The sequence below is a fragment of the Rhodoferax sp. LS1P39 genome (assembly GCF_056521425.1).
The window spans coordinates 75,665-94,397 of record NZ_JBWMAV010000001.1 but is presented as its reverse complement, the minus strand read 5'-3'; the positions used below and the strand labels follow the sequence as shown (position 1 = coordinate 94,397).

The 18,733-nt window shown below is 66.0% G+C and carries 16 protein-coding genes; 6 read left to right on the top strand and 10 right to left on the bottom strand.

Annotated features, from left to right (window positions below):
* Nucleotides 1-22 precede the first annotated feature (22 nt).
* The 9 genes from AC097O_RS00360 to AC097O_RS00320 all read right to left on the bottom strand — a co-directional run bounded on the left by AC097O_RS00360 (nt 23) and on the right by AC097O_RS00320 (nt 6,726).
* Complete coding sequence (locus tag AC097O_RS00360) at nt 23-1,585, bottom strand: putative bifunctional diguanylate cyclase/phosphodiesterase (RefSeq protein WP_479590729.1); 1,563 nt, start codon at nt 1,583-1,585, stop codon at nt 23-25.
* On the bottom strand, nt 1,582-3,090 hold the full coding sequence (locus tag AC097O_RS00355; protein ID WP_479590727.1) for an ATPase domain-containing protein: 1,509 nt from the start codon (nt 3,088-3,090) through the stop codon (nt 1,582-1,584). The genes AC097O_RS00360 and AC097O_RS00355 overlap by 4 nt, the downstream gene beginning before the upstream one ends.
* Nucleotides 3,083-3,523: a hypothetical protein gene (locus AC097O_RS00350; protein WP_315186758.1), complete on the bottom strand. Its 441-nt coding sequence runs from the start codon at nt 3,521-3,523 to the stop codon at nt 3,083-3,085. The genes AC097O_RS00355 and AC097O_RS00350 overlap by 8 nt, the downstream gene beginning before the upstream one ends.
* A 241-nt stretch (nt 3,524-3,764) precedes the next feature.
* Nucleotides 3,765-4,037 (bottom strand): hypothetical protein, encoded by a 273-nt coding sequence (locus AC097O_RS00345; RefSeq protein ID WP_479590724.1) that lies wholly within the window; start codon nt 4,035-4,037, stop codon nt 3,765-3,767.
* Nucleotides 4,037-4,858, bottom strand: a complete 822-nt coding sequence (locus AC097O_RS00340) for an MBL fold metallo-hydrolase (protein ID WP_479590721.1) — start codon at nt 4,856-4,858, stop codon at nt 4,037-4,039. Before AC097O_RS00340 ends, AC097O_RS00345 begins: the two co-directional genes overlap by 1 nt.
* 6 nt (nt 4,859-4,864) lie before the next feature.
* Complete coding sequence (locus AC097O_RS00335) at nt 4,865-5,131, bottom strand: type II toxin-antitoxin system RelE/ParE family toxin (protein WP_479590719.1); 267 nt, start codon at nt 5,129-5,131, stop codon at nt 4,865-4,867.
* A gap of 17 nt (nt 5,132-5,148) precedes the next feature.
* Entirely contained in the window at nt 5,149-5,604 is a 456-nt protein-coding gene (locus AC097O_RS00330; protein WP_479590717.1) for an antitoxin PaaA2 family protein, read from the bottom strand.
* 83 nt (nt 5,605-5,687) lie between these two features.
* On the bottom strand, nt 5,688-6,065 hold the full coding sequence (locus AC097O_RS00325; protein WP_479590715.1) for an S-adenosylmethionine decarboxylase family protein: 378 nt from the start codon (nt 6,063-6,065) through the stop codon (nt 5,688-5,690).
* A gap of 22 nt (nt 6,066-6,087) precedes the next feature.
* Nucleotides 6,088-6,726: a TetR family transcriptional regulator gene (locus AC097O_RS00320; RefSeq protein ID WP_479590712.1), complete on the bottom strand. Its 639-nt coding sequence runs from the start codon at nt 6,724-6,726 to the stop codon at nt 6,088-6,090.
* A 176-nt stretch (nt 6,727-6,902) separates the two neighbouring features.
* Between AC097O_RS00320 and AC097O_RS00315 the strand changes: the two genes are divergently transcribed.
* The 4 genes from AC097O_RS00315 (at nt 6,903) to gshA (ending at nt 14,484) form a co-directional block, all read left to right on the top strand.
* Complete coding sequence (locus AC097O_RS00315; protein ID WP_479590710.1) at nt 6,903-8,171, top strand: efflux RND transporter periplasmic adaptor subunit; 1,269 nt, start codon at nt 6,903-6,905, stop codon at nt 8,169-8,171.
* A gap of 14 nt (nt 8,172-8,185) precedes the next feature.
* Nucleotides 8,186-11,335, top strand: a complete 3,150-nt coding sequence (locus AC097O_RS00310; protein WP_479590707.1) for an efflux RND transporter permease subunit — start codon at nt 8,186-8,188, stop codon at nt 11,333-11,335.
* Complete coding sequence (locus AC097O_RS00305) at nt 11,328-12,782, top strand: efflux transporter outer membrane subunit (protein ID WP_479590705.1); 1,455 nt, start codon at nt 11,328-11,330, stop codon at nt 12,780-12,782. The genes AC097O_RS00310 and AC097O_RS00305 overlap by 8 nt, the downstream gene beginning before the upstream one ends.
* A gap of 118 nt (nt 12,783-12,900) precedes the next feature.
* A complete protein-coding gene (gene gshA, locus AC097O_RS00300; protein ID WP_479590702.1) occupies nt 12,901-14,484 on the top strand; it encodes a glutamate--cysteine ligase in 1,584 nt (527 codons plus the stop codon).
* A 67-nt stretch (nt 14,485-14,551) separates the two neighbouring features.
* On the opposite strand, the gene AC097O_RS00295 is transcribed toward gshA, so the two are convergent.
* Complete coding sequence (locus tag AC097O_RS00295; protein WP_479590699.1) at nt 14,552-15,016, bottom strand: META domain-containing protein; 465 nt, start codon at nt 15,014-15,016, stop codon at nt 14,552-14,554.
* 324 nt (nt 15,017-15,340) lie between these two features.
* Here AC097O_RS00295 and cydD point away from each other — a divergent pair, with 324 nt between their 5' ends.
* Together cydD and cydC are read left to right on the top strand one after the other, a co-directional pair.
* Entirely contained in the window at nt 15,341-17,029 is a 1,689-nt protein-coding gene (gene cydD / locus AC097O_RS00290; RefSeq protein WP_479590697.1) for a thiol reductant ABC exporter subunit CydD, read from the top strand.
* Complete coding sequence (gene cydC / locus AC097O_RS00285) at nt 17,026-18,717, top strand: thiol reductant ABC exporter subunit CydC (RefSeq protein WP_479590694.1); 1,692 nt, start codon at nt 17,026-17,028, stop codon at nt 18,715-18,717. Before cydD ends, cydC begins: the two co-directional genes overlap by 4 nt.
* Nucleotides 18,718-18,733 lie beyond the last annotated feature (16 nt).

The following is an 18,733-nucleotide window of genomic DNA, read 5'->3' as shown; positions in this document are numbered from 1 at the left end:
ATTCTGTGCCAGTTGGCCCGCGCTAGTGGGACTGTGCATGCAGGATGTCGGTGTAGATGTCGGCCGTCACGGGCCGGATGAAGTAGTAGCCCTGGGCCTCGGTGCAGCCCTGTGCTTTCAGGTGCGTCAACTGCTCCAGGGTTTCCACGCCTTCGGCCACCACCCGCAGGCCCAGGCTCTTGCCGGTGGCGATGATGGCGTTGACCAGCGGGCCATCGCCGTCGGGGCGGTCCAGGTCCTGTACCAGCCGTTGGTCGATCTTCAGTATGTCGATGGCAAACCGGCGCAGATGCGTCAGGCTGGAGTCGCCGGTGCCGAAGTCGTCGATGGTGATCTGCACGCCCAGCTCTTTCAGCGCCCGCAGAATCGTGGTGGTGGCATCGCGGTCTTGCAGCAGGCTGCTTTCTTTCAGCTCCAGCGCCAGGATTTGCGGCTCCAGGCCGCTGGTCTGCAGTGCATTGCGCACGTCCTGCAAAAAGTCTTTGCCGTGCAGTTCGGCTGCCGACACGTTGACCGCCATGCTGCCACCTGAAGGCTCGACCAGCCCGGCCTGCTGCCAAGCCACCGCTTGCTGGCAGGCGGTGTGCAGAACCCATTGGCCCATGGGCACGACCAGGCCGCATTCTTCGGCAATGCCGACAAAATGGGTGGGATACAGCAGGGACTGGTGGGGCCGCTGCAGGCGCACCAAAGCCTCGGCACCGGTGATCTTGCCGCTGGCCAGATTGAGCTTGGGCTGGTAGTGCAGCAGCAGGCCGTGGTTTTGCAGCGCGTGGTGCAGGGCTTCCTCGATGGACTGGCGGGCCACGGCACGCATGTGCATGTCGGGCGAGAACATCTGGAAGTTGGCGCGCCCGTTTTTCTTGGCGTGGTACATGGCGGTGTCGGCATTGCGCAGCAGGGTTTCCACGTCGCTGCCGTCGTCGGGATAGATGCTCAGGCCGATGCTGGACGACACATGCAGGAGGTGGCCGCCCACCTGGTAGGGCTCGGACGTGGCCTCGATCAGCATGGCGGCGGCGCGGGCAGCATCCTTGACCGTGTCCACCTCGGCCAGCAGCAACACAAACTCATCACCACCCTGGCGGCACACCGAATCCGACTGGCGCACGCTGGCACTCAGGCGCTGGGCCACCGCCCGCAGCAGCGCGTCGCCCACGGCGTGGCCCAGCGTGTCGTTGACCTGCTTGAAGTTGTCCAGGTCCAGGTAGACCAGCACCACTTTCTGGCCGTGGCGTTGCGCCAGCGCCATCGACTGGGTCAGCCGGTCATTGAGCAGGGCGCGGTTGGGCAGGCCAGTGAGGATGTCGTGCTGCGCCAGGTACGACATCTGGGCGGTGGCACTTTCGGCAGCTTCCGCCAGGGCCTGGGCCTGCACCGAGGCCACCACCAGGCGCTCGTTGGCCTCGCGCAATTGCTCGGTGGTCTGCAGCGCTTGGAATTCTTTGGCGTGGACGGCAAGCTCCTGCTGCCGTACTACCGTTTCGCGCTGTTCTAGCCGGGCTTCGCGCTCGGCCAGGGTCAGGGTTTGCGCCGATCCGTCCGCTACGGGTTTTTGTTCCAGCAGCGGGGTTTGGCTGCTCATGCCACGCTCCTCGGCAGCGGTAGCGGCAGGGGGGGTTGGGTGCGCACGGGCCGCCCGCCCAGCAGGCCTTCGTAGTGCAGTACCGGTTTGCCGATGGCGATGCCGCTGTCGGTAATTTCGTAGCGCCGGATGTCGTTGCTGTGGTGGCTGCCGCGCACCTTGACCACCGCCATCACGCGCTGCAGGCTGCTGTCCACCTCGATATAGCGCTGCACGATGATGGCATCGGTCAAAAACGCCGAGCCGTAGGGGCTGAAGCGCAGATCGGTGTAGCGGTCTTCCAGCTCCGAGGTCATCAGCACCGTGACCCCCATGCCCGACAGCACGGCCACCATGCGAAACAGCGACTCGCGGAAGTCTTCGCGGAAGGTGGGCGCCACCGCCAGCTCGAAGCCCGACAGCGAGTCGATCACCACCCGGGTGGCGCGCATGCTGGTGATGGTCTCCACCATCTGCTGCACGATCTCGTCCACCGACAGGTCTAGCAGGCGGGTGTTGATCAGCCCTAGGCAGCCGGCGCGCACCATGTCGTCGATGGTGTGGGTGCGCGAGCGGCTGGGGGTTTGCTCAAAAGCCACGATCACCCCGGCCTCGCCCAGGCGCACGCCTTCCTGCAAAAAGGCGGTGGCCAAAATGGTCTTGCCCGAGCCCGACGGCCCGGCCACCAGTAGCGAGTAGCCCGCGGGCAGGCCGCCGCCCAGCATGGCATCGAGCAGCGGTACGCCCATGGAGATACGGGTGTCGGCGCGGGCGGGTGGGTTTTCGGACCGCGTGGCGTTGTTGTCGTCTTGCACCACGGCCGACGGGAAGATAGTCAGCCCATCATCGGTGATGCGCAAGGTGTGTACCCCCGGGCTGGTGGCCTGGCCGCGCATTTTCTGCACCTGGATCTTGCGCACCATGGAGTTGCGCTGCACGTTCTGCTCCAGCGCCAGAATGCCGTCGGCGATGGTGAACACCGGGTGGGGGTCGCTGTGGGGCGAATATTCACCGATCAAAAAGCTGGTGGTCTGCCAGCCCGCCAGCGTAGTGCCCAGCTGCTGGGTGAAACGGCGCAGACCCATATTGCCGATGTCCTTGCCGTTGTCTTGCCGGTGGACCTCGGCCAGCACGGAGCGAAACGAGTCCACAAATACATAGGCCGGGCCCAGGGCCTTCACCTCGGCGGAGATGCGGGCCAGCACCTGGTCGAAATCGCCCTGGGCCAACTCGCCGCCCAGGTCGATGAAATGCACCGTGCGGCCGACCTTGTGGGTGTCAAAAAATGAAAACTGTTGCTGGTAACGCAGCATCTTCCAGGGGGGCTCGCCCAGGGCGGTGAAAAACAGCGCGGGCTGCTCGGGCGTGGCCAGGGCAAACATCAGCTGGTGCGCCAGGGTGGTTTTGCCCGAGCCGGGCGGGCCGGTCACCAGGTTGAAGGAGAACTCGGGCAGGCCGCCGCCCAGAATGGCATCCAGCCCGGGGACACCGGTGGCGAGTCGGCGCAGAGTCACGGGTTCAGGCATGGTGGGCATCCTCTTCGGTGGTGGGTGGGGCATCGAGCCAGACCGAGGCCAGCAGGCGTTCGGTCAGCGAGTCGCCAATCAGGCTGGCCAGCAGCTCGGTGAACGTGACCAGCAGGGCGCAGCCCGCCTCGGCGGATTCCTTGGCATCGCGGCTGGCGAAGCGGGCCTGCAGGCGGACCAGCCGGTCGGCCTGGTCTTGCGGCGGGGCGGTGTGCGCCAGCCAAGGGTAGTTTTTGCCGGTGAGGTGCACGGCGCGGTCTAGCAGCACGCCCACGCCGCGCTCTCCGATCACCGGCACCAGTTGGGCTGCCATGAATTGCCAGGTGCGGCTGACCGCATCCACCACGGCATTGGCATCGGGCGCGCCACCGGCACGCTGGGTCAGCGTTCCCTGGATGGACTCGCTCACGGTGGAGTGCTGGGAGTGCGGCATGTCGGGATCTCCAAAGCGGTGGCAGCGCAAGCTGAAATCCGTGGGTCAGACGGCAGGGGAGCTGTGTGCGACCGGCGTTGTACCGAAATTGCATGCAGTTTCAATGCCACTCTAGCCCTGGCGCTGGCATCGGTCTGTGCGATAGACCGCATAGTGCCGTCGCAAGTCCGGTAAGTACTACTGTTTTTATAGCTGCTTGCGCTTACGGGATAAGCGCGGGAGCATGATTTGGCTTGAACCCTTAGCGCAAGCCTTTCCACCACAGCACATTGCTGCGCGGCTGGCCTACGGTGAGCACCTCGCCGATTTGCGGGGTGGCCAGATCCACCTGGTGCTGTTGCGCCAGGGCGGCCAGGCGCTCCAGCGGGTCTTGCCAGGGGTGGAAGGCCAGGTCGAAGGTGCTGTTGTGCACGCTGTACAGGGTTTTGGCCCGCAGCTGCTGGAAGGCTTGCAGGGTGTGCTCGGGGGTCATGTGGACGGCGGGCCAGTAACTGTCGTAGGCGCCGTTTTCCATCAGTGCCAGGTCAAGCCGCCCAGCCGTTCGCCGATTTGCGCAAAGCCGGGGAAGTAGCCCGAGTCGCCACTGTAGAAGATGCGCTGCTCGCCGCTTTGCACCACCCACGAGGCCCACAGCGTGCGGTCGCGGTCGCGCAGGGTGCGGCCCGAGAAATGCTGCGCCGGGGCGGCGGTAAAGCGCAGTGGGCCCACCTGCTGGCTCTGCCACCAGTCCATCTCGGTGATGCGGTCTGCGGCCACGCCCATGTCTTGCAGGCGCGGGCCCACGCCCAGGGGCACGAGAAACCGCTGCACGCCGGTATTCAAAAAGGCTATGGTGGCGGTGTCCAGGTGGTCGTAGTGGTCGTGCGACAGCACCACGCCTGCGATGGGTGGCAGATCTGCCAGCGCGATGGGGTTGGGGTGGAAACGCTTGGGGCCGTACCACTGCACCGGCGAGGTGCGCTCGCTGAATACCGGGTCGATCAGCCAGTACTGGCCCTGCAGCTTGAGCAGGTGCGACGAGTGGCCCAGGCGCACCACATGGTTGTGCTGCGGGTCCAGCGCGTCGAGCTGGGCGCGGGTGAGCGGCAGCATGGGGATGGGGTCGATGGGCACCGTGCCCACTTTGGGGGCGGTGAACATGCGCCAGAAAATCTTGAACGTGCTCTGCGAGGGCAGCGCCGCCGGGTTGTCCATGTTGCGAAAGGCGCAGTCTTTGAACTGCGGCGAAGCGGCGTAAGGGCTGTCGCAAGACTTTTCGGTGGGGGTACTGCAGGCTACGGCGAGGGCGGCGGTGGCGAGGAGGAGGGCGGTGCGGTGAAGAAGGCGCAAGAACATGTGGGATCAGGGGTATTGTTTGGCGACGTGGAGCACCGTTTTTGCGGTGACGGTGGTGGTGGTTTGCTGTAGCACGACGATGTAGTTTGGGTGGGCCACCAGCTCCAGCGTGCCCGCCACGCGGCCCGGACGGCGGGGGAAGTTGGGGTCGGCCAGGTCATCTACCTGGCCATCGATGTCCAGCACCAGGTCCAAGGCGGCATCGGGGTTGTCCAGGGCAATGTGGTCCTGGATGGCCTGCAGGGCTTCGATATACACCGGCGATCGCAGCACAACGAGCCTGCGCACTGTCATACCGGCTGCCGGGCTTTGCTGCGGGCCACCATGGCGGCACGGCGCACGGCCCATTCTTCGGGGCCGATGGCGGGGCGGGGGTCGTCCAGCGCAGCCTGCACCTTGGCCCGGAACCAGCGGTCGTAGTCTTCATCAGCCTGGGCGGCTTCGTGGGCGGCTTTGAGGGCGATGCTGCGGTCGGGGCGGGCGGTGCGCTCCAGGGCGCTGTCTTCGGGTCGCCACTGGGTGGCGTCCAGGCGGCATTCGTTCCAGCCGGTGCTGCGCAGTACCTGCAGGGCTTTGCGGGGGTCGGCAAAGCGGCGCGGCTGCTGGCGCGAGGTGACCATGATGGCTTCGCCCCGCTGGGTGTGCACGTTGACCACAAAGGCCGCGCCGTCGCCGCGCAAGGTGATGCCGGTCACGCCACCGGCCAGGGTGGCGGCTTTGAGTTGTTCAAGGTTCAGGGTTTGCATGCGGCGGCTCCGGCAGGGGAAGGGCCTGTAGTTTAATTATTCTCTGGTGATCAAACAACTGTTGTTTGAAATTCGGATAAATATTAAACGGCCTGGCCTCGGTCCAGCCGCTGCCGCTGCACCTGTTTGGGCGCAAACAGGGCGATCAGCCCGTCCAGCAGCGCTTGCGCCTTGGCCGAGTGGTCGGCACCGAAGTTGCACACGTACACGTCCAGCGTCACGCCGCGCAGCTCGGGCCAGGTGTGTACGCACAGGTGCGACTCGGCCAGCAAAATGGTGGCCGTTACCCCGCCTGGGCCCTGCGCTGTGGCCGGAAAACCGTGGAACAGCTCGGCCACGGCCTGCAGCCCGGCGGCTTGCACGGCATCGCGGCAGGCCACGCCCAGCAGGCGCGCATCCAGCAGCCAGGCGCTGTCGCACTGGCAGTGGTGGAGATCGGCGGTGAGGTGCAGGCCTTGCATGGCTGCAACTTTAACCCGGCATTTAGCCCGGCTGGACCCGCGGCGGGCAGGTGCGCAGCCCGGCAATCAGCATGTCCACCATGGCCGGGGCGGCGCTGGCCAGCGGGTAGCTTTGCGTATCCAGCAGCCATTCGCGCATGGTGCCCATCATGAAGTTGTGCATGGTTTGCAGGCTCAGCGGCACATCGGTGTCGGCAGGCAGCTGGCCCTGGGCCACGGCTTGCCGCATGATGGTCTCAAACCGGGCCATGCATTCGTCGCGGCAGGCCAGTTCGTGTTCCAGTACGTCGGCCACTTCCCCGACGTTTTCACATTTGTGGAACAAGATACCGAACACGCGCTGTTGCTTGGGCGATGCGGCCAGCATGGTCAGCGCATGCACGCTCATGTGGCGCAGCACGGCCAGGGGGTCGGTGGCGGTGCAGGCGGGCAGCTCGGCCAGCATGGTTTCCATGGGCAGCTTGGCTTGCTCGAACAGGGCTTTGAGCAGGGCGGACTTGTCCTTGAAGTGCCAGTAGATGGCACCGCGCGTCATACCGGCTGCGCTGGCGATATCGGCCAGTGTGGTGTGTGCAACACCTTTGTCGAAAAACATTTGTTCCGCTGCTTCTAGCAGGGCAGCGTATGTATGCTCTGCGTCTTCTTTGGTTTTTCTGGCCATGGCGGGAAAGTTGCTTGCGGGTTATTACTTAACTAAAGTAAACATTCACGAATGTATGTGATACTACACCAACCTCATTAAACCTTACTATGTTTATGTCCATCGCACCGTCTCGCGTTCCCTCCATCGACCCCCTCCATCGTCCTGTTGCGAAGCGCTCTTTGCGCCAGCGATGGATGTCGCCCTTCCTGCTGGCGGCACTGCCTTTGGCCCTGGTGGCCTGCGGTGGCAAGCCTGCCGATGGGGCGGGTGCGGGTGCCCCCGGTGCCATGCCGCCACCCGAGGTGTCGGTGGTCACGGTGAAGGCCCAGGACCATGCGGTCGAGCTGGAATATGTGGGCCAGACCGCTGGCTCGCGTGAAACCGAGGTGCGGGCCCGGGTGGCTGGCATCCTGAGCAAGCGCCTGTTTGAAGAGGGTGCCAGCGTCAAGGCCGGCACACCGCTGTTCCAGATCGACCCGGCCAATTTCCAGACCCAGGCCGCCTCCGCCGAGGCCGCTGTGGCCGTGGCCCAGGCCAAGGTCAACCAGACCCAGCGCGACCAGGCCCGTTTGGCCCCGCTGGTGGCTGAGAAGGCCATCAGCCAGAAAGAATTTGACGATGCCAAGTCGGCTACCGAATCCGCTGCCGCGACATTGAAGCAAGCCCAGGCCCAGGCCAATGAGGCCCGCCTGAACCTGGGGTACACCACCGTGGTGGCCCCCATCAGCGGCACCACCGGCATTGCCGCCAAATCTGACGGCAACCTGGTCTCGGCCACCGACAGTCTGCTGACCACCATCGTGCAAACCAACCCGATGTATGTGAACTTCAGCGTGTCCGAAGCCGATATGCTGCGCATCACCAAGCAAGTGGGTTCGGGCCAACTGGCCGTGCCCGGCAAGAAGGCGGCCAACGGCAGCCTGGGCTTTGGCGTGAACGTGAAGCTGGCCGACGGCAGCACCTACCCACTGGCGGGCAAGCTCAATTTCTCGGGCGAACGGCTCAACCCCACCACCGGCAGCTTTGATGCCCGGGCCGAAATCCCCAACCCCGACGGCGTGCTGCGTCCTGGCCAGTTTGTGCGTGTGCTGCTCAGTGGTGCCAGCCGCCCCAATTCCGTCAGCGTGCCGCAGCGCGCGGTGATCGACAGCCCCATGGGCAAGATGGTGTTTCTGGTCACGCCCGACGACAAGCTGGCCCCGCGCCCGGTGGAGCTGGACGGTTGGACCAAGGGCGAGTGGATCGTCACCAAGGGTGTGCAAAGCGGCGACCGCGTGCTGGTCGAGGGCTTTATCAAGGCCCATGAGCCGGGCATGACGGTCAAGCCCGTGCCCTACGTGGCCGTGGCCGCCACCAATGCCGCCTTGGGCTCGGCGGGCAAGGCCCCCGGTGCCGCTGCTGCAGCGTCTGAGCCTGCAGCACCCGCTGCGCCCGCCAGCGCTACATCAGCCGCTGCGAAATAAGGAGCAACACCCCCATGTTCTCCAAGTTTTTTATCGACCGTCCGATCTTCGCGACGGTGTTGTCTCTGTTCCTGGTGCTGGCCGGGCTGGCCGCCATGCGCGTGCTGCCGATTGCCCGCTACCCGGAAATCTCGCCCCCCGTGGTGAGCGTCAGCGCGGTCTACCCCGGTGCTTCGGCCGAAGTGCTGGAAACCACCGTGGCCGCACCCATCGAGCAGGCCATCAACGGCGTGGAAAAGATGCTCTACATGAGCTCCACCTCGTCCGGTGACGGTGCCGTGTCCATCAGCATCACGTTTGACGTGGGCACCGACCTGGACATCGCGGCGGTGAACGTCAACAACCGGGTCAACCAGGTGTTGAACAAGCTGCCGCAGGAAGTGCAGCGCCAGGGTGTGACGGTAGCCAAAAGCTCGTCCAGCTTCATGACGGTGGCGGCGATTTACTCGCCAGACGACCGCTACGACTCGCTGTTCATCTCCAACTACGTGACGCAAAACGTGCTGGATGCCATCAAACGCGTGCCCGGCACTACCAATGTGCAGATCTTCGGTGCCAAAGACTACGCCATGCGCATCTGGTTGCGCCCCGACCGCATGGCGGCCATGGGCATTACCGTGGCAGACATCTCCAGCGCCGTGACCGAGCAAAACGCCCAGTACGCCGCAGGCAAGATCGGTGCACCTCCCGGCAACAGCGAAGAGCTGACCCTGACCGTTACCGCCAAGGGCCGCCTGCTGGAGCCCGAGCAGTTTGCCAACATCATTCTGCGTAGCGGTACCAACGGTGCCGTGGTGCGCCTGAAAGACGTGGCCCGGGTCGAGCTGGGCTCCAAGGACTACAACTTCTATGGCCGCGTGAATGGCCACCCCACCGTGCCCGTGGGCGTGTTCCTGCAGACCGGTGCCAACGCGCTGGACACCCGCAAGGCGGTGGAAAAGGTCATGGTCGAGCTCAAGGCCAAGTTCCCCGAGGGCCTGACCTACGCCACCCCCTACGACACCACGCCGTTCGTCACCGAATCCATCCGCGAAGTGCTGATCACCCTGGTCGAAGCCATGGTGCTGGTGTTCATCGTGGTGTATTTGTTCCTGCAAAGCTGGCGCGCCACCATCATCCCCACGTTGGCCGTGCCGGTGTCGCTGATTGGCACCATGGCGGGCCTGCACCTGCTGGGTTACAGCATCAACACCCTGACCCTGTTCGGCATGGTGCTGGCCATCGGTATCGTGGTGGACGATGCCATCGTGGTGCTGGAAAACGTGGAGCGCCTGATGCACGAAGAGGGCATGAGCCCGCGCGAAGCCGCAATTGAAGCCATGCGCGAGGTCACCGGCCCGGTGATTGCGATTGTGCTGGTGCTGTGCGCCGCCTTCATCCCGGTGGCCTTTTTGGGCGGCCTGGCGGGCGAGCTGTACCGGCAGTTCTCGGTCACCATCACCATTGCGGTGGTGCTGTCCGGCATTGTGGCGCTGACGCTGACCCCGGCCCTTTGCGCCGTGCTGCTCAAGCCCGGTGCCGAGCGCAAGAACGCGTTCTTTAACTGGTTCAACCGCAGCTTCGAGAAGCTGACCTACCGCTACACCCGTGGCGTGGCCTTCTTCCTGAAGCGCGGCTTCCTGGGCGTGGTGCTGTTCATCTGCATGGCCGGGCTGACCGGGCTGTTGTTCAAGATCGTGCCCGGCGGCCTGGTGCCCGACGAAGACCAGGGCTATTTCATCGGCGCGGCCATCCTGCCCGAAGGCTCGTCGCTGGACCGCACCAACGATGTGGTGCGCAAGATCGAAGCCATTGAATCGCAAAACAAGAACATCGACACGGTGTTCAGTCTGGTCGGCCTGAACATCCTGGGCGGCGGCGGCCTGAAGTCGTCTACCGCCACCATGTTCTTCCCGCTCAAGCCCTGGGACGAACGCACCCAGTCGGCCAAAGAGCTGGTGGGCGAGTTCTACATGAAGACCGGCGGCATCAAGGAAGGCCTGCCCCTGGCCTTCAGCCCCCCGGCCATCCAGGGCCTGGGCCAGACCGGCGGCTTCGAGTTCAACCTGCAAAACAAGGGCGACGGCGGTGTGCGCCGCCTGGCGCAAATCCTGCCCCAGCTGCTGGAAGAAGCCAACAAGCAGCCCGAGCTGCAAGGCGTCAAAACCCTGTGGCAAGCCAACTCGCCCCAGTTGTTCGTGAGTGTGGATACCGAGAAAGCCCGCTCCATGGGCATCGCCGTGGCCGACATCTACAACACCCTGGCGGCCACCCTGGGCAGCTACTACGTGAACGACTTCAACAAGAGTGGCCGTATCTACCAGGTACTGATGCAGGCCGAGGGCCAGTACCGCTCCAAGCCGGACGACATCGGCAACCTGTACGTGCGTACCAACACCGGCAAGATGGTGCAGATCCGTTCTGTGGCCGACGTGCAGTTTGTGGCCGGACCGGATTCGGTGCAGCATTTCAACGCGTTGCCGTCGATCCAGATCCTGGGCGACCCGAAACCCGGCTTCAGCTCGGGCCAGGCGATTGCCGCCATGGAACGCGCCGCCGCCAAGGTGCTGCCCGCCGACATGGGTTACGACTGGGGCGGCACCGCCTTCCAGGAAAAGCGCAGCAGCGGGTCGAGTGGCCTGGCCATCGGCGCAGGCTTTGTGATGATCTTCTTGATCCTGGCCGCGCAGTATGAAAAGTGGTCGCTGCCATTCTCGGTGCTGCTGGCCCTGCCGTTCGGCATCTTCGGTGCGCTGGTGGCGGTGTACCTGCGCAACTACACCAACGACGTGTACTTCCAGATTGGTCTGGTCACGCTTTTGGGGCTGTCGGCCAAGAACGCGATTCTGATCGTCGAGTTTGCGACCATGAAGGTGCAGGACGGCCTGAGCCCGGTGGCCGCCGCGCTGGAAGCGGCCCGCCTGCGCTTCCGCCCGATTCTGATGACCTCGCTGGCCTTTATTTTGGGCGTGGTGCCCCTGGCTTTCTCCAGCGGCGCGGGTGCGGCAGCACGCCAGTCCATCGGTACGGGTGTACTGGGCGGCATGCTGGCAGCCACCTTCCTGGCGGTGTTTTTGGTGCCGCTGTTCTTTAAATTGGTCAACGACTGGAACTTCCGCAGCACGCCGGAGGACTTCGAGAGCCTGAACAAACCCGCCCACGGGCAAGGAGCGCAGCATGTCTAAGCGCACTCTCCAATCATTTGCTATTACTTTAGTAGCTGCTTGCGCCCTATCTGCTTGCGGTATAGCCCCTTTAGGTCCAAATTACCAGCGCCCGGCGCTGGACCTGCCCACCACACTGACCAGTACCGGTACGGCGGCCAATGTCGATTGGCTGGTGTGGTGGAAGGGCTTTAACGACCCGGTGCTCGACGGCCTGCTGCAAGAGGCTGCCGCCAACAGCCAGGACCTGGCCCTGGCCACCGCCCGGATTGCCGAGGCCCGCGCCACGCTGGACCAGAACGCGTCCAACTTCTACCCCACGGTGGATTTGAACGCCAGCGCCTCGCGCCGCCGTGCCAGCGAGGACACTGCCAGCTTCAACCCCGGCTCCAACCCGTACTCGAACGACCGGCAACTGGCCCTGAGCGCCAGCTACGAGCTGGACTTCTGGGGCAGGTACGCCCGCGCCGACGAAGCCGCCAAGGCCCGCCTGCTGGCCCAGGAAGCCAGCCGGGGCACGGTGCTGACCACTCTGTACGCCAACGTGGCGCAAAGCTACTTTGCCCTGCGTGCCCTGGATGCCCAGCTGGTGCTGGCCGAGCAAACCCAGGCCACCCGTACCGAGAACCTGCGCCTGCAAAACCGCCGTTTCGGTGCCGGGGTGATTGGTGAGATGGACCTGCGCCAGGCCGAGTCGGAAGCCGCAGGCATCCAGGCCACGCTGCAGCAGACCCAACAAGCCCGCCGAAATGCCGAATCCGCGCTGGCCGTGCTGCTGGGCCGCAAGCCCAGCGACATCGTGAATCCGGTGTTACTGCGCGGTGCCGACCTGGGCACGCTGTACGCCGCCCAGGCGATTCCGGCCGATCTGCCGTCGGATGTGTTGACCCGCCGCCCCGACGTGGTGGCAGCCGAGCAAAGCCTGATTGCGGCCAACGCCGACATCGGCCAGGCCCGCGCCGCCTACTTCCCCAAGCTCAGCCTCACCGCCGGCCTGGGCTACCAGTCGCGCGAACTCAAAGACCTGTTCGACCCGGCCTCGCTGCTGTGGAACCTGGTGGGCAACCTGACGCAGCCTATCTTCCGCGCCGGGGCCATCGATGCCGTGGTGGCCGCGTCCAACGCACGCCAGCAGCAGGCGCTGGCCACCTACACCCAGACGGTGCAAAACGCCTTCCGCGATGTGCACGACGCGCTGAACAACGTGGCCGCGGGCCGCGACATCACCGCTACCACGGCCCAGCGCATCGCCGCCCTGCGCAGCACCCTGCGCCTGGCCGACCTGCGCTACAAAAACGGCTACTCCAGCTACCTGGAAGTGCTGAACGCCCAGCGCGACCTGGCGCAGGCCGAATCGGGCCTGATCGACATCCAGCGCAGCCAGCTGGCTGCCGTGGTCAGCCTGTACAAGGCCCTGGGCGGCGGCTGGGATGCCAGCAGCGTTACCGCGCAGACCACAAAACCGTAGTTCGTGCCCAACCCCAACGCCCCCACGCTTTGCGGCTGGGGGCGTTGTGCCGTCTCCAGCACGCCCGCCGCGCCTGTGATACCTTCCACGCCCGGCCAAGATTTATGGATACCCTCAGATGCCCAGTTCCCTTCCCAACCCCGCTTTGCTAGAACGCCTGCAGGCCCTCGCGCCCGACCGGCTCCAGGGCATCCGCCGTGGCCTGGAGAAGGAAAGCCTGCGCTCCCAGACCAATGGCAACCTGGCCCTTACGCCGCACCCGGCGGCACTCGGCTCGGCGCTGACGCATCCGCACATCACCACCGACTTCAGCGAATCCCAGGTGGAGCTGATCACCGGCGTGCACCAGGGCGTAGAGGCCTGCCTGGACGAGCTCACCGAAGTGCACCAGTTCACCTACCGCACCCTGCAAGCCCAGGGGGATGACGAAATGCTGTGGGTGTCCAGCATGCCTTGCGGCCTGCCCACCGACGAGACCATTCCGATTGGCCGCTATGGCAGCTCCAACGTGGGCCGTGCCAAGAGCGTGTACCGCATGGGCCTGGGCCACCGCTATGGCCGCCGCATGCAGACCATCTCGGGCATCCACTACAACTGGTCGTTGCCGGGCGTGAGCAGCGAGGAGTACTTTGGCTTGATCCGCAACTTCCGCCGCCACGCGTTCTTGCTGCTGTACCTGTTTGGCGCGTCGCCCGCGGTGTGCTCCAGCTTTGTGGCCGGTCGCCAGCACGAACTGCAACAGCTCAACGAGCGCACCATGTACATGCCGCACGGCACCTCGTTGCGCATGGGCCGCCTGGGCTACCAAAGCGATGCCCAGGCCTCGCTGGCGGTGAGCTACAACAGCCTGGAAGGCTACGGCGCATCGTTGCAAGACGCGCTGACCCGCCCGTACCCGGCCTACAAGGCGGTGGGCGTGCGCGGCACTGGTGGCGACTACAACCAGCTGGGTACCAGCCTGCTGCAGATCGAAAACGAGTTCTACGGCACCATCCGCCCCAAGCGGGTGATCTACCCCGGCGAGCGCCCCCTGCACGCCCTGCGCGAGCGCGGCGTGGAGTACGTGGAAGTGCGCCTGCTCGACCTGGACCCGTTTGTGCCCGTGGGCATCACCGCCCAGACCATGCGCTTCATCGACGTGTTCTTGCTGCACTGCCTGCTGAGCGACAGCCCGCCCGACACCCCGCAAGAGATCACCGAGCTGGCGCACAACCAGCACCGCGTGGCCGCCCGGGGCCGCGAGCCCGGCCTGACGCTGGAGCGCGCAGGCCAGGAAGTGCCCTTGGTGGAGTGGGGCAGCGACCTGGTGGCCCAGTGCCGCCCCATCGCTGCTGCGCTGGATGCCGTGCACGGCGGCACCTTGTACAGCGACGCACTGGCCGCTGCCGATGCCGCCCTGGCCGACCCCAGCCTGCTGTCGTCGGCCCGCGTGCTGGCCGCCATGCAAGACACCGCGTGCGGATCGTTCGTGCCCTTCATTGCCCAACAGTCGCTGCAAACCCGCCAGCACCTGCTGGACCTGCCGTTCAGTGCCGAGCAGCAGGACCGCTTTGAGGCTATGACCACCGCGTCGGTGGCCGCGCAGAAAGCCATCGAAGCCGCCGACACCATGCCGTTTGATGTGTACCTGCCGCAGTACCTGTCGCCCGAGCGCCTGGTGGTGAAACACCGCCGGGTCGCGTCGTCTCCTGTGACAGCATGATTTTCAGGGTGAAATAGGCCTCTAGCGCTTATTCCATAAGCACTAGAAGCTATTTAAACTATAGCATCTACGGTGTGGGCACACCCGCCCACACCAGCGTCTGCCCGGCATCGGAGAGCAGGCGCAGCACCGGGGCCGGGCCATCGTCCAGCCGCACCTGCAGGCGCTGGGCGAGCAGGGCGCTGAGGGCCTGGTCGGCCTCCATCAGCCCGCCCGCACAGGCCATGCGGGTGGACATCAGCGGCCCCACCTGCAAACGGCTCGCCGCGTCGATCTGGTAGCTGCCGCCCATGGCGTTGCAGCCACCCCGGATGCCCACGCGCCCGTCTTTGAACTCCACCGTCAAGCGCGGGTCAGCACGCGGAAACAGTGCCTTGATCGCCTGCCCCTGGCCATCGGTGGCCGACTGCAGCGTCCAGCGCTGGGCGCTGAGCCGCGCCTCCAGCGCCGGGCCGGAAGGGGCGGACTTGGTGGCGCAGGCCGAGAAGGCCAGGGCGGCGACGGCCAGCACAACAGCCAGGCGGATAGACATAAAAATTCTCCTTTTCAACCGCTAACAGGACCTGTCCATGGTAGGCGCATTCCGCCGTGCCGGTGCTTCGTGCAAGTTGCCTAAATATTAAGCACTGCAAGCTTTATCTTTTGAAAACAAGCACTTAGGCTGGGCATACAGGGGTTTGCCCGGCTTATCCACAAGCTTGTCCCGGATTGGCGGGGTTAACTTGGGCGCGGGAATCTGCCATTTCACAACACCGCGCGGTGGTGCAGCATCGGCATGTTTGACCCGGATCAAAGTTATTCATATAATTTTAATGATTGAAATTTCAGTAATTACTGAAATTTCAATCATTAAAAGATGAAAAACACCCAGTCCCCATCCCAACCCCGTTTGCGCAGCCTGACCCCTTGGGGCCTGGGCGGTGTGGTGCAGGGCCTGGCCGCCGTGCTGTGGCTGCCGCAAGCCGCCTTGCTGGCCTGGGCCGTGCACCGCCTGGCCGGTCCTGCGGGGCTCGTCGACGCAACCGCGGTGCTGTGGCCCGCCGCCGGGGTGCTGCTGCTGGGCGCGCTGCGTGCGGCAGCCGAGGCCTGGGGCCTGCGCCGGGTGTTTGCCGTCGCCCGCCCATACGTGTCAGACCTGCGCGCACGGGTGGCTGCAGCGCTGGCGGCGCGTTCGCCGCTGGATGCCGCCCGGCCCGCTTCCGGCCTGGCTGCCAGCGTGGTGGCCGAGCAGGCCGAGGCGGTGTTGCCCTACCTGGTGCGCTACCAACCGGCCCGCTGGCGGGCCATGGTGGTGCCGCTGCTGATCCTGCCCACCGTGGCCTATTTTTCCTGGGCGGCAGCCCTGGTGCTGCTGTTGGCGGCCCCGCTGATTCCGATCTTCATGGCGCTGGTGGGCTGGCGCGCCCAGGCGGCCAGCGCCGCCCAGATGGTGGAGATGGGCCAGATGAACGCTTTTTTGCTCGACCGGCTGCGGGGCCTGGCCACCTTGCGCGCGCTGGATGCGGTGGATGCCACCGCCCACCGCCTGGGGGCATCGGCGCAGTCGTTGCGCCAGCGCACCATGGCGGTGTTGCGGATTGCGTTTTTGTCTTCTGCGGTGCTGGAGCTGTTTGCGGCCCTGGGTGTGGCCATGGTGGCGGTCTATGTGGGCTTTCATCTGCTGGGCAGCATCCCCTGGGGCAGCTGGGGGCAGCGCCTGGGCCTGGGCGAGGGCCTGTTCATCCTGCTGCTGGCCCCGGCCTTTTTTGAACCTCTGCGCGAACTGGCAGCGGTGTGGCACGACCGCGCTGCGGGCGAGGCCGCTTTGGCGGCGCTGGAAGCGCTGGCCCAGGACGGCGTGCCCTTGCCGGGGGCTGCGTTGCCGCCCGCCGGTCTGCACAGCCTGGGCACACCGTCGGTACAGGTCACCGATCTGCATTTTGGCCATGCGGGTGAGGCTCCGGTGTTTGCCGGTTTAGCGCTGCGGGTGGCTGCGGGCGAACATGTGGCGCTGATGGGGGCCAGCGGCGCGGGCAAGACGGCTTTGTTGCACCTGCTGGCGGGCCTGGTGCCTGCGCAGCAGGGGCGCATCCGCATTGGCGGCGTGGTGCTGACCGAAGCCTCCGCGTCGGCCCTGCGCCAACGCATGGGCTGGATAGGGCAAAAGCCGCATATTTTTGCGGGTTCGGTGCAGGAGCATGTGGCGCTGGGCCGTTCCGGCGTGGCGGCGCACGGTGTGGTGGCGGCGCTGCAGCAGGCCGGTCTGGGCCGCGTGGCCCAGGCGGGTGTGGATGTGGCGCTGGGCGAGGGCGGCACCGGCTTGTCTGGCGGCGAGCTGGTGCGCCTCGCGCTGGCCCGGCTGGTGCTGCATGCCGATGCCGACCTGCTGCTGGTCGATGAACCCACCGCCCATCTGGACACCGAAACCGCCCAGGCCGTGGCCGATGCGCTGCTGCAGTTCGCCCAGGGCAAGACCCTGATCACCGCCACCCACGACCCGGTGCTGGCCGCCCGCATGCACCGGGTGGTGCAGCTGGATGCCGGTCCGGTGAGGGCCGCAGCATGAACCAGCGCTGGCACGATGTGCAGGTGGTGTTGGCCATGTTCTGGGCCACGCAGCGCACCCGCCTGGCGCTGGGGGCTGGGTGTGCGGCCCTGACGGTGCTGGCCGGTATGGCCTTGCTGGGCTTGTCGGGCTGGTTCATCACCGCCACCGCCCTGGCCGGGTTGCAGGCGGCCACCGCGCTGCATTTTGATGTGTTCATGCCGTCGGCAGGTATCCGTCTGCTGGCCCTGGGGCGCACCGGCTCGCGCTATGCCGAGCGGCTGGTCACCCACGATGCCACCTTTGCCGCGCTGGCCGATTTGCGCGAGCGCCTGTTCCGCGGCTGGGCCCGGCCCGATGCGGCGCGCCAACTGCTGGCGCAACCCGCCCGCCTGCTGTTTCGCCTGACGGCCGATATCGACGCGCTGGAGTCGCTGTACCTGCGCCTGCTGGTGCCCGCGCTGGCGGCGCTGGGCGCGGCCTTGCTGGCGGGGTTGGTGCTGGGTTTCATGCAGCCCTGGCTGGGGGTGTTGTTAGCCCTGTGGTTGCTGGGTGCGGGCTGGGGCATCGCCCTGGTGGTGGCGCAGCGGGCCGGGCCTGCAGCGGTGCGCCGGGCCCATGCGCTGGAGCAGTTGCGGGAGCGCGCTGTCGATTTGGTGGCCGGCCAGACCGAGCTGGCCATGGCCGGGCAACTGCAGGCCCAGCGGGCCGCCCTGGCCGCTGCCGACCAGCAACTGGCCCGGGCCGATCTGGCCTTGAACCGCCTGGAAGCCCGCACTGGTGCGGCCTACGGCATGGCGGGCAGCCTGACGCTGGTGGCGGTGTTGCTGGCCGCTGCCGCGCTGGTGGAGCAGGGCCGCATCGGTGCCCCCGCCGCGGCGCTGGCCCTGCTGCTGTCCTTGACCGCCACCGAACCCTTTGCGGCCCTGCGCCGGGGTGCGCTGGAGGCAGGCCGCAGCTGGCGTGCCGCCCGGCGGCTGGCTCCGCGCATGGCGCAGGCCGAGCAACCCAGCCCCCCCGTCGGCGGCGGCACAGATTTCGCCTTGCAGCTCAACGCGGTCAGTGTGGCCTATCCCGGCAGCCCGCTGCGGGCGTTGCAGCCTACGTCGTTCACGCTGGCCCAGGGCGAGCGGGTGGCCTTGGTGGGGCCCAGCGGCGCAGGCAAGTCCACGCTGCTGGCCCTGGTGGCGGGCGAGTTGGCAGCGGAGGCGGGCAGCGTGCAGGTGCAGACACACAGCCTGCTGACCCAGCGCAGCGAGCTGTTTGCCGACACCCTGCGCGACAACCTGCGGCTGGCCGACCCGGCCGCCCCGGATGCCCAGCTCTGGGCCGTGCTGGAAGTAGCGGGCCTGGCCGACGCGGTGCGGGCCATGGCCGCCGGGCTGGACACGCGGCTGGGCGAGGGCGGGCTGGGCTTGTCGGGTGGCCAACTGCGCCGTTTGGCCCTGGCGCGGCTGCTGTTGCGTCCTGTGACATTTTGGCTTCTGGACGAACCTACCGAGGCGCTGGATACTGAGACGGCCCACGATGTCTTGCAACGCCTGCAGGCGCAGGCCCACGGCAAAACCCTGTTGATTGCCACCCATTTGCGCCGCGAGGCGGCGCTGGCCGACCGCTTGCTGTGCTTGCGCGCTGGCCGCGTCACCGCCGATCTGCGGCGCGGAACGGCCGAATTTGATGCCGCGCTCCAGGCGCTGCGACCCGATTGAATTGAAACGAAGGAAA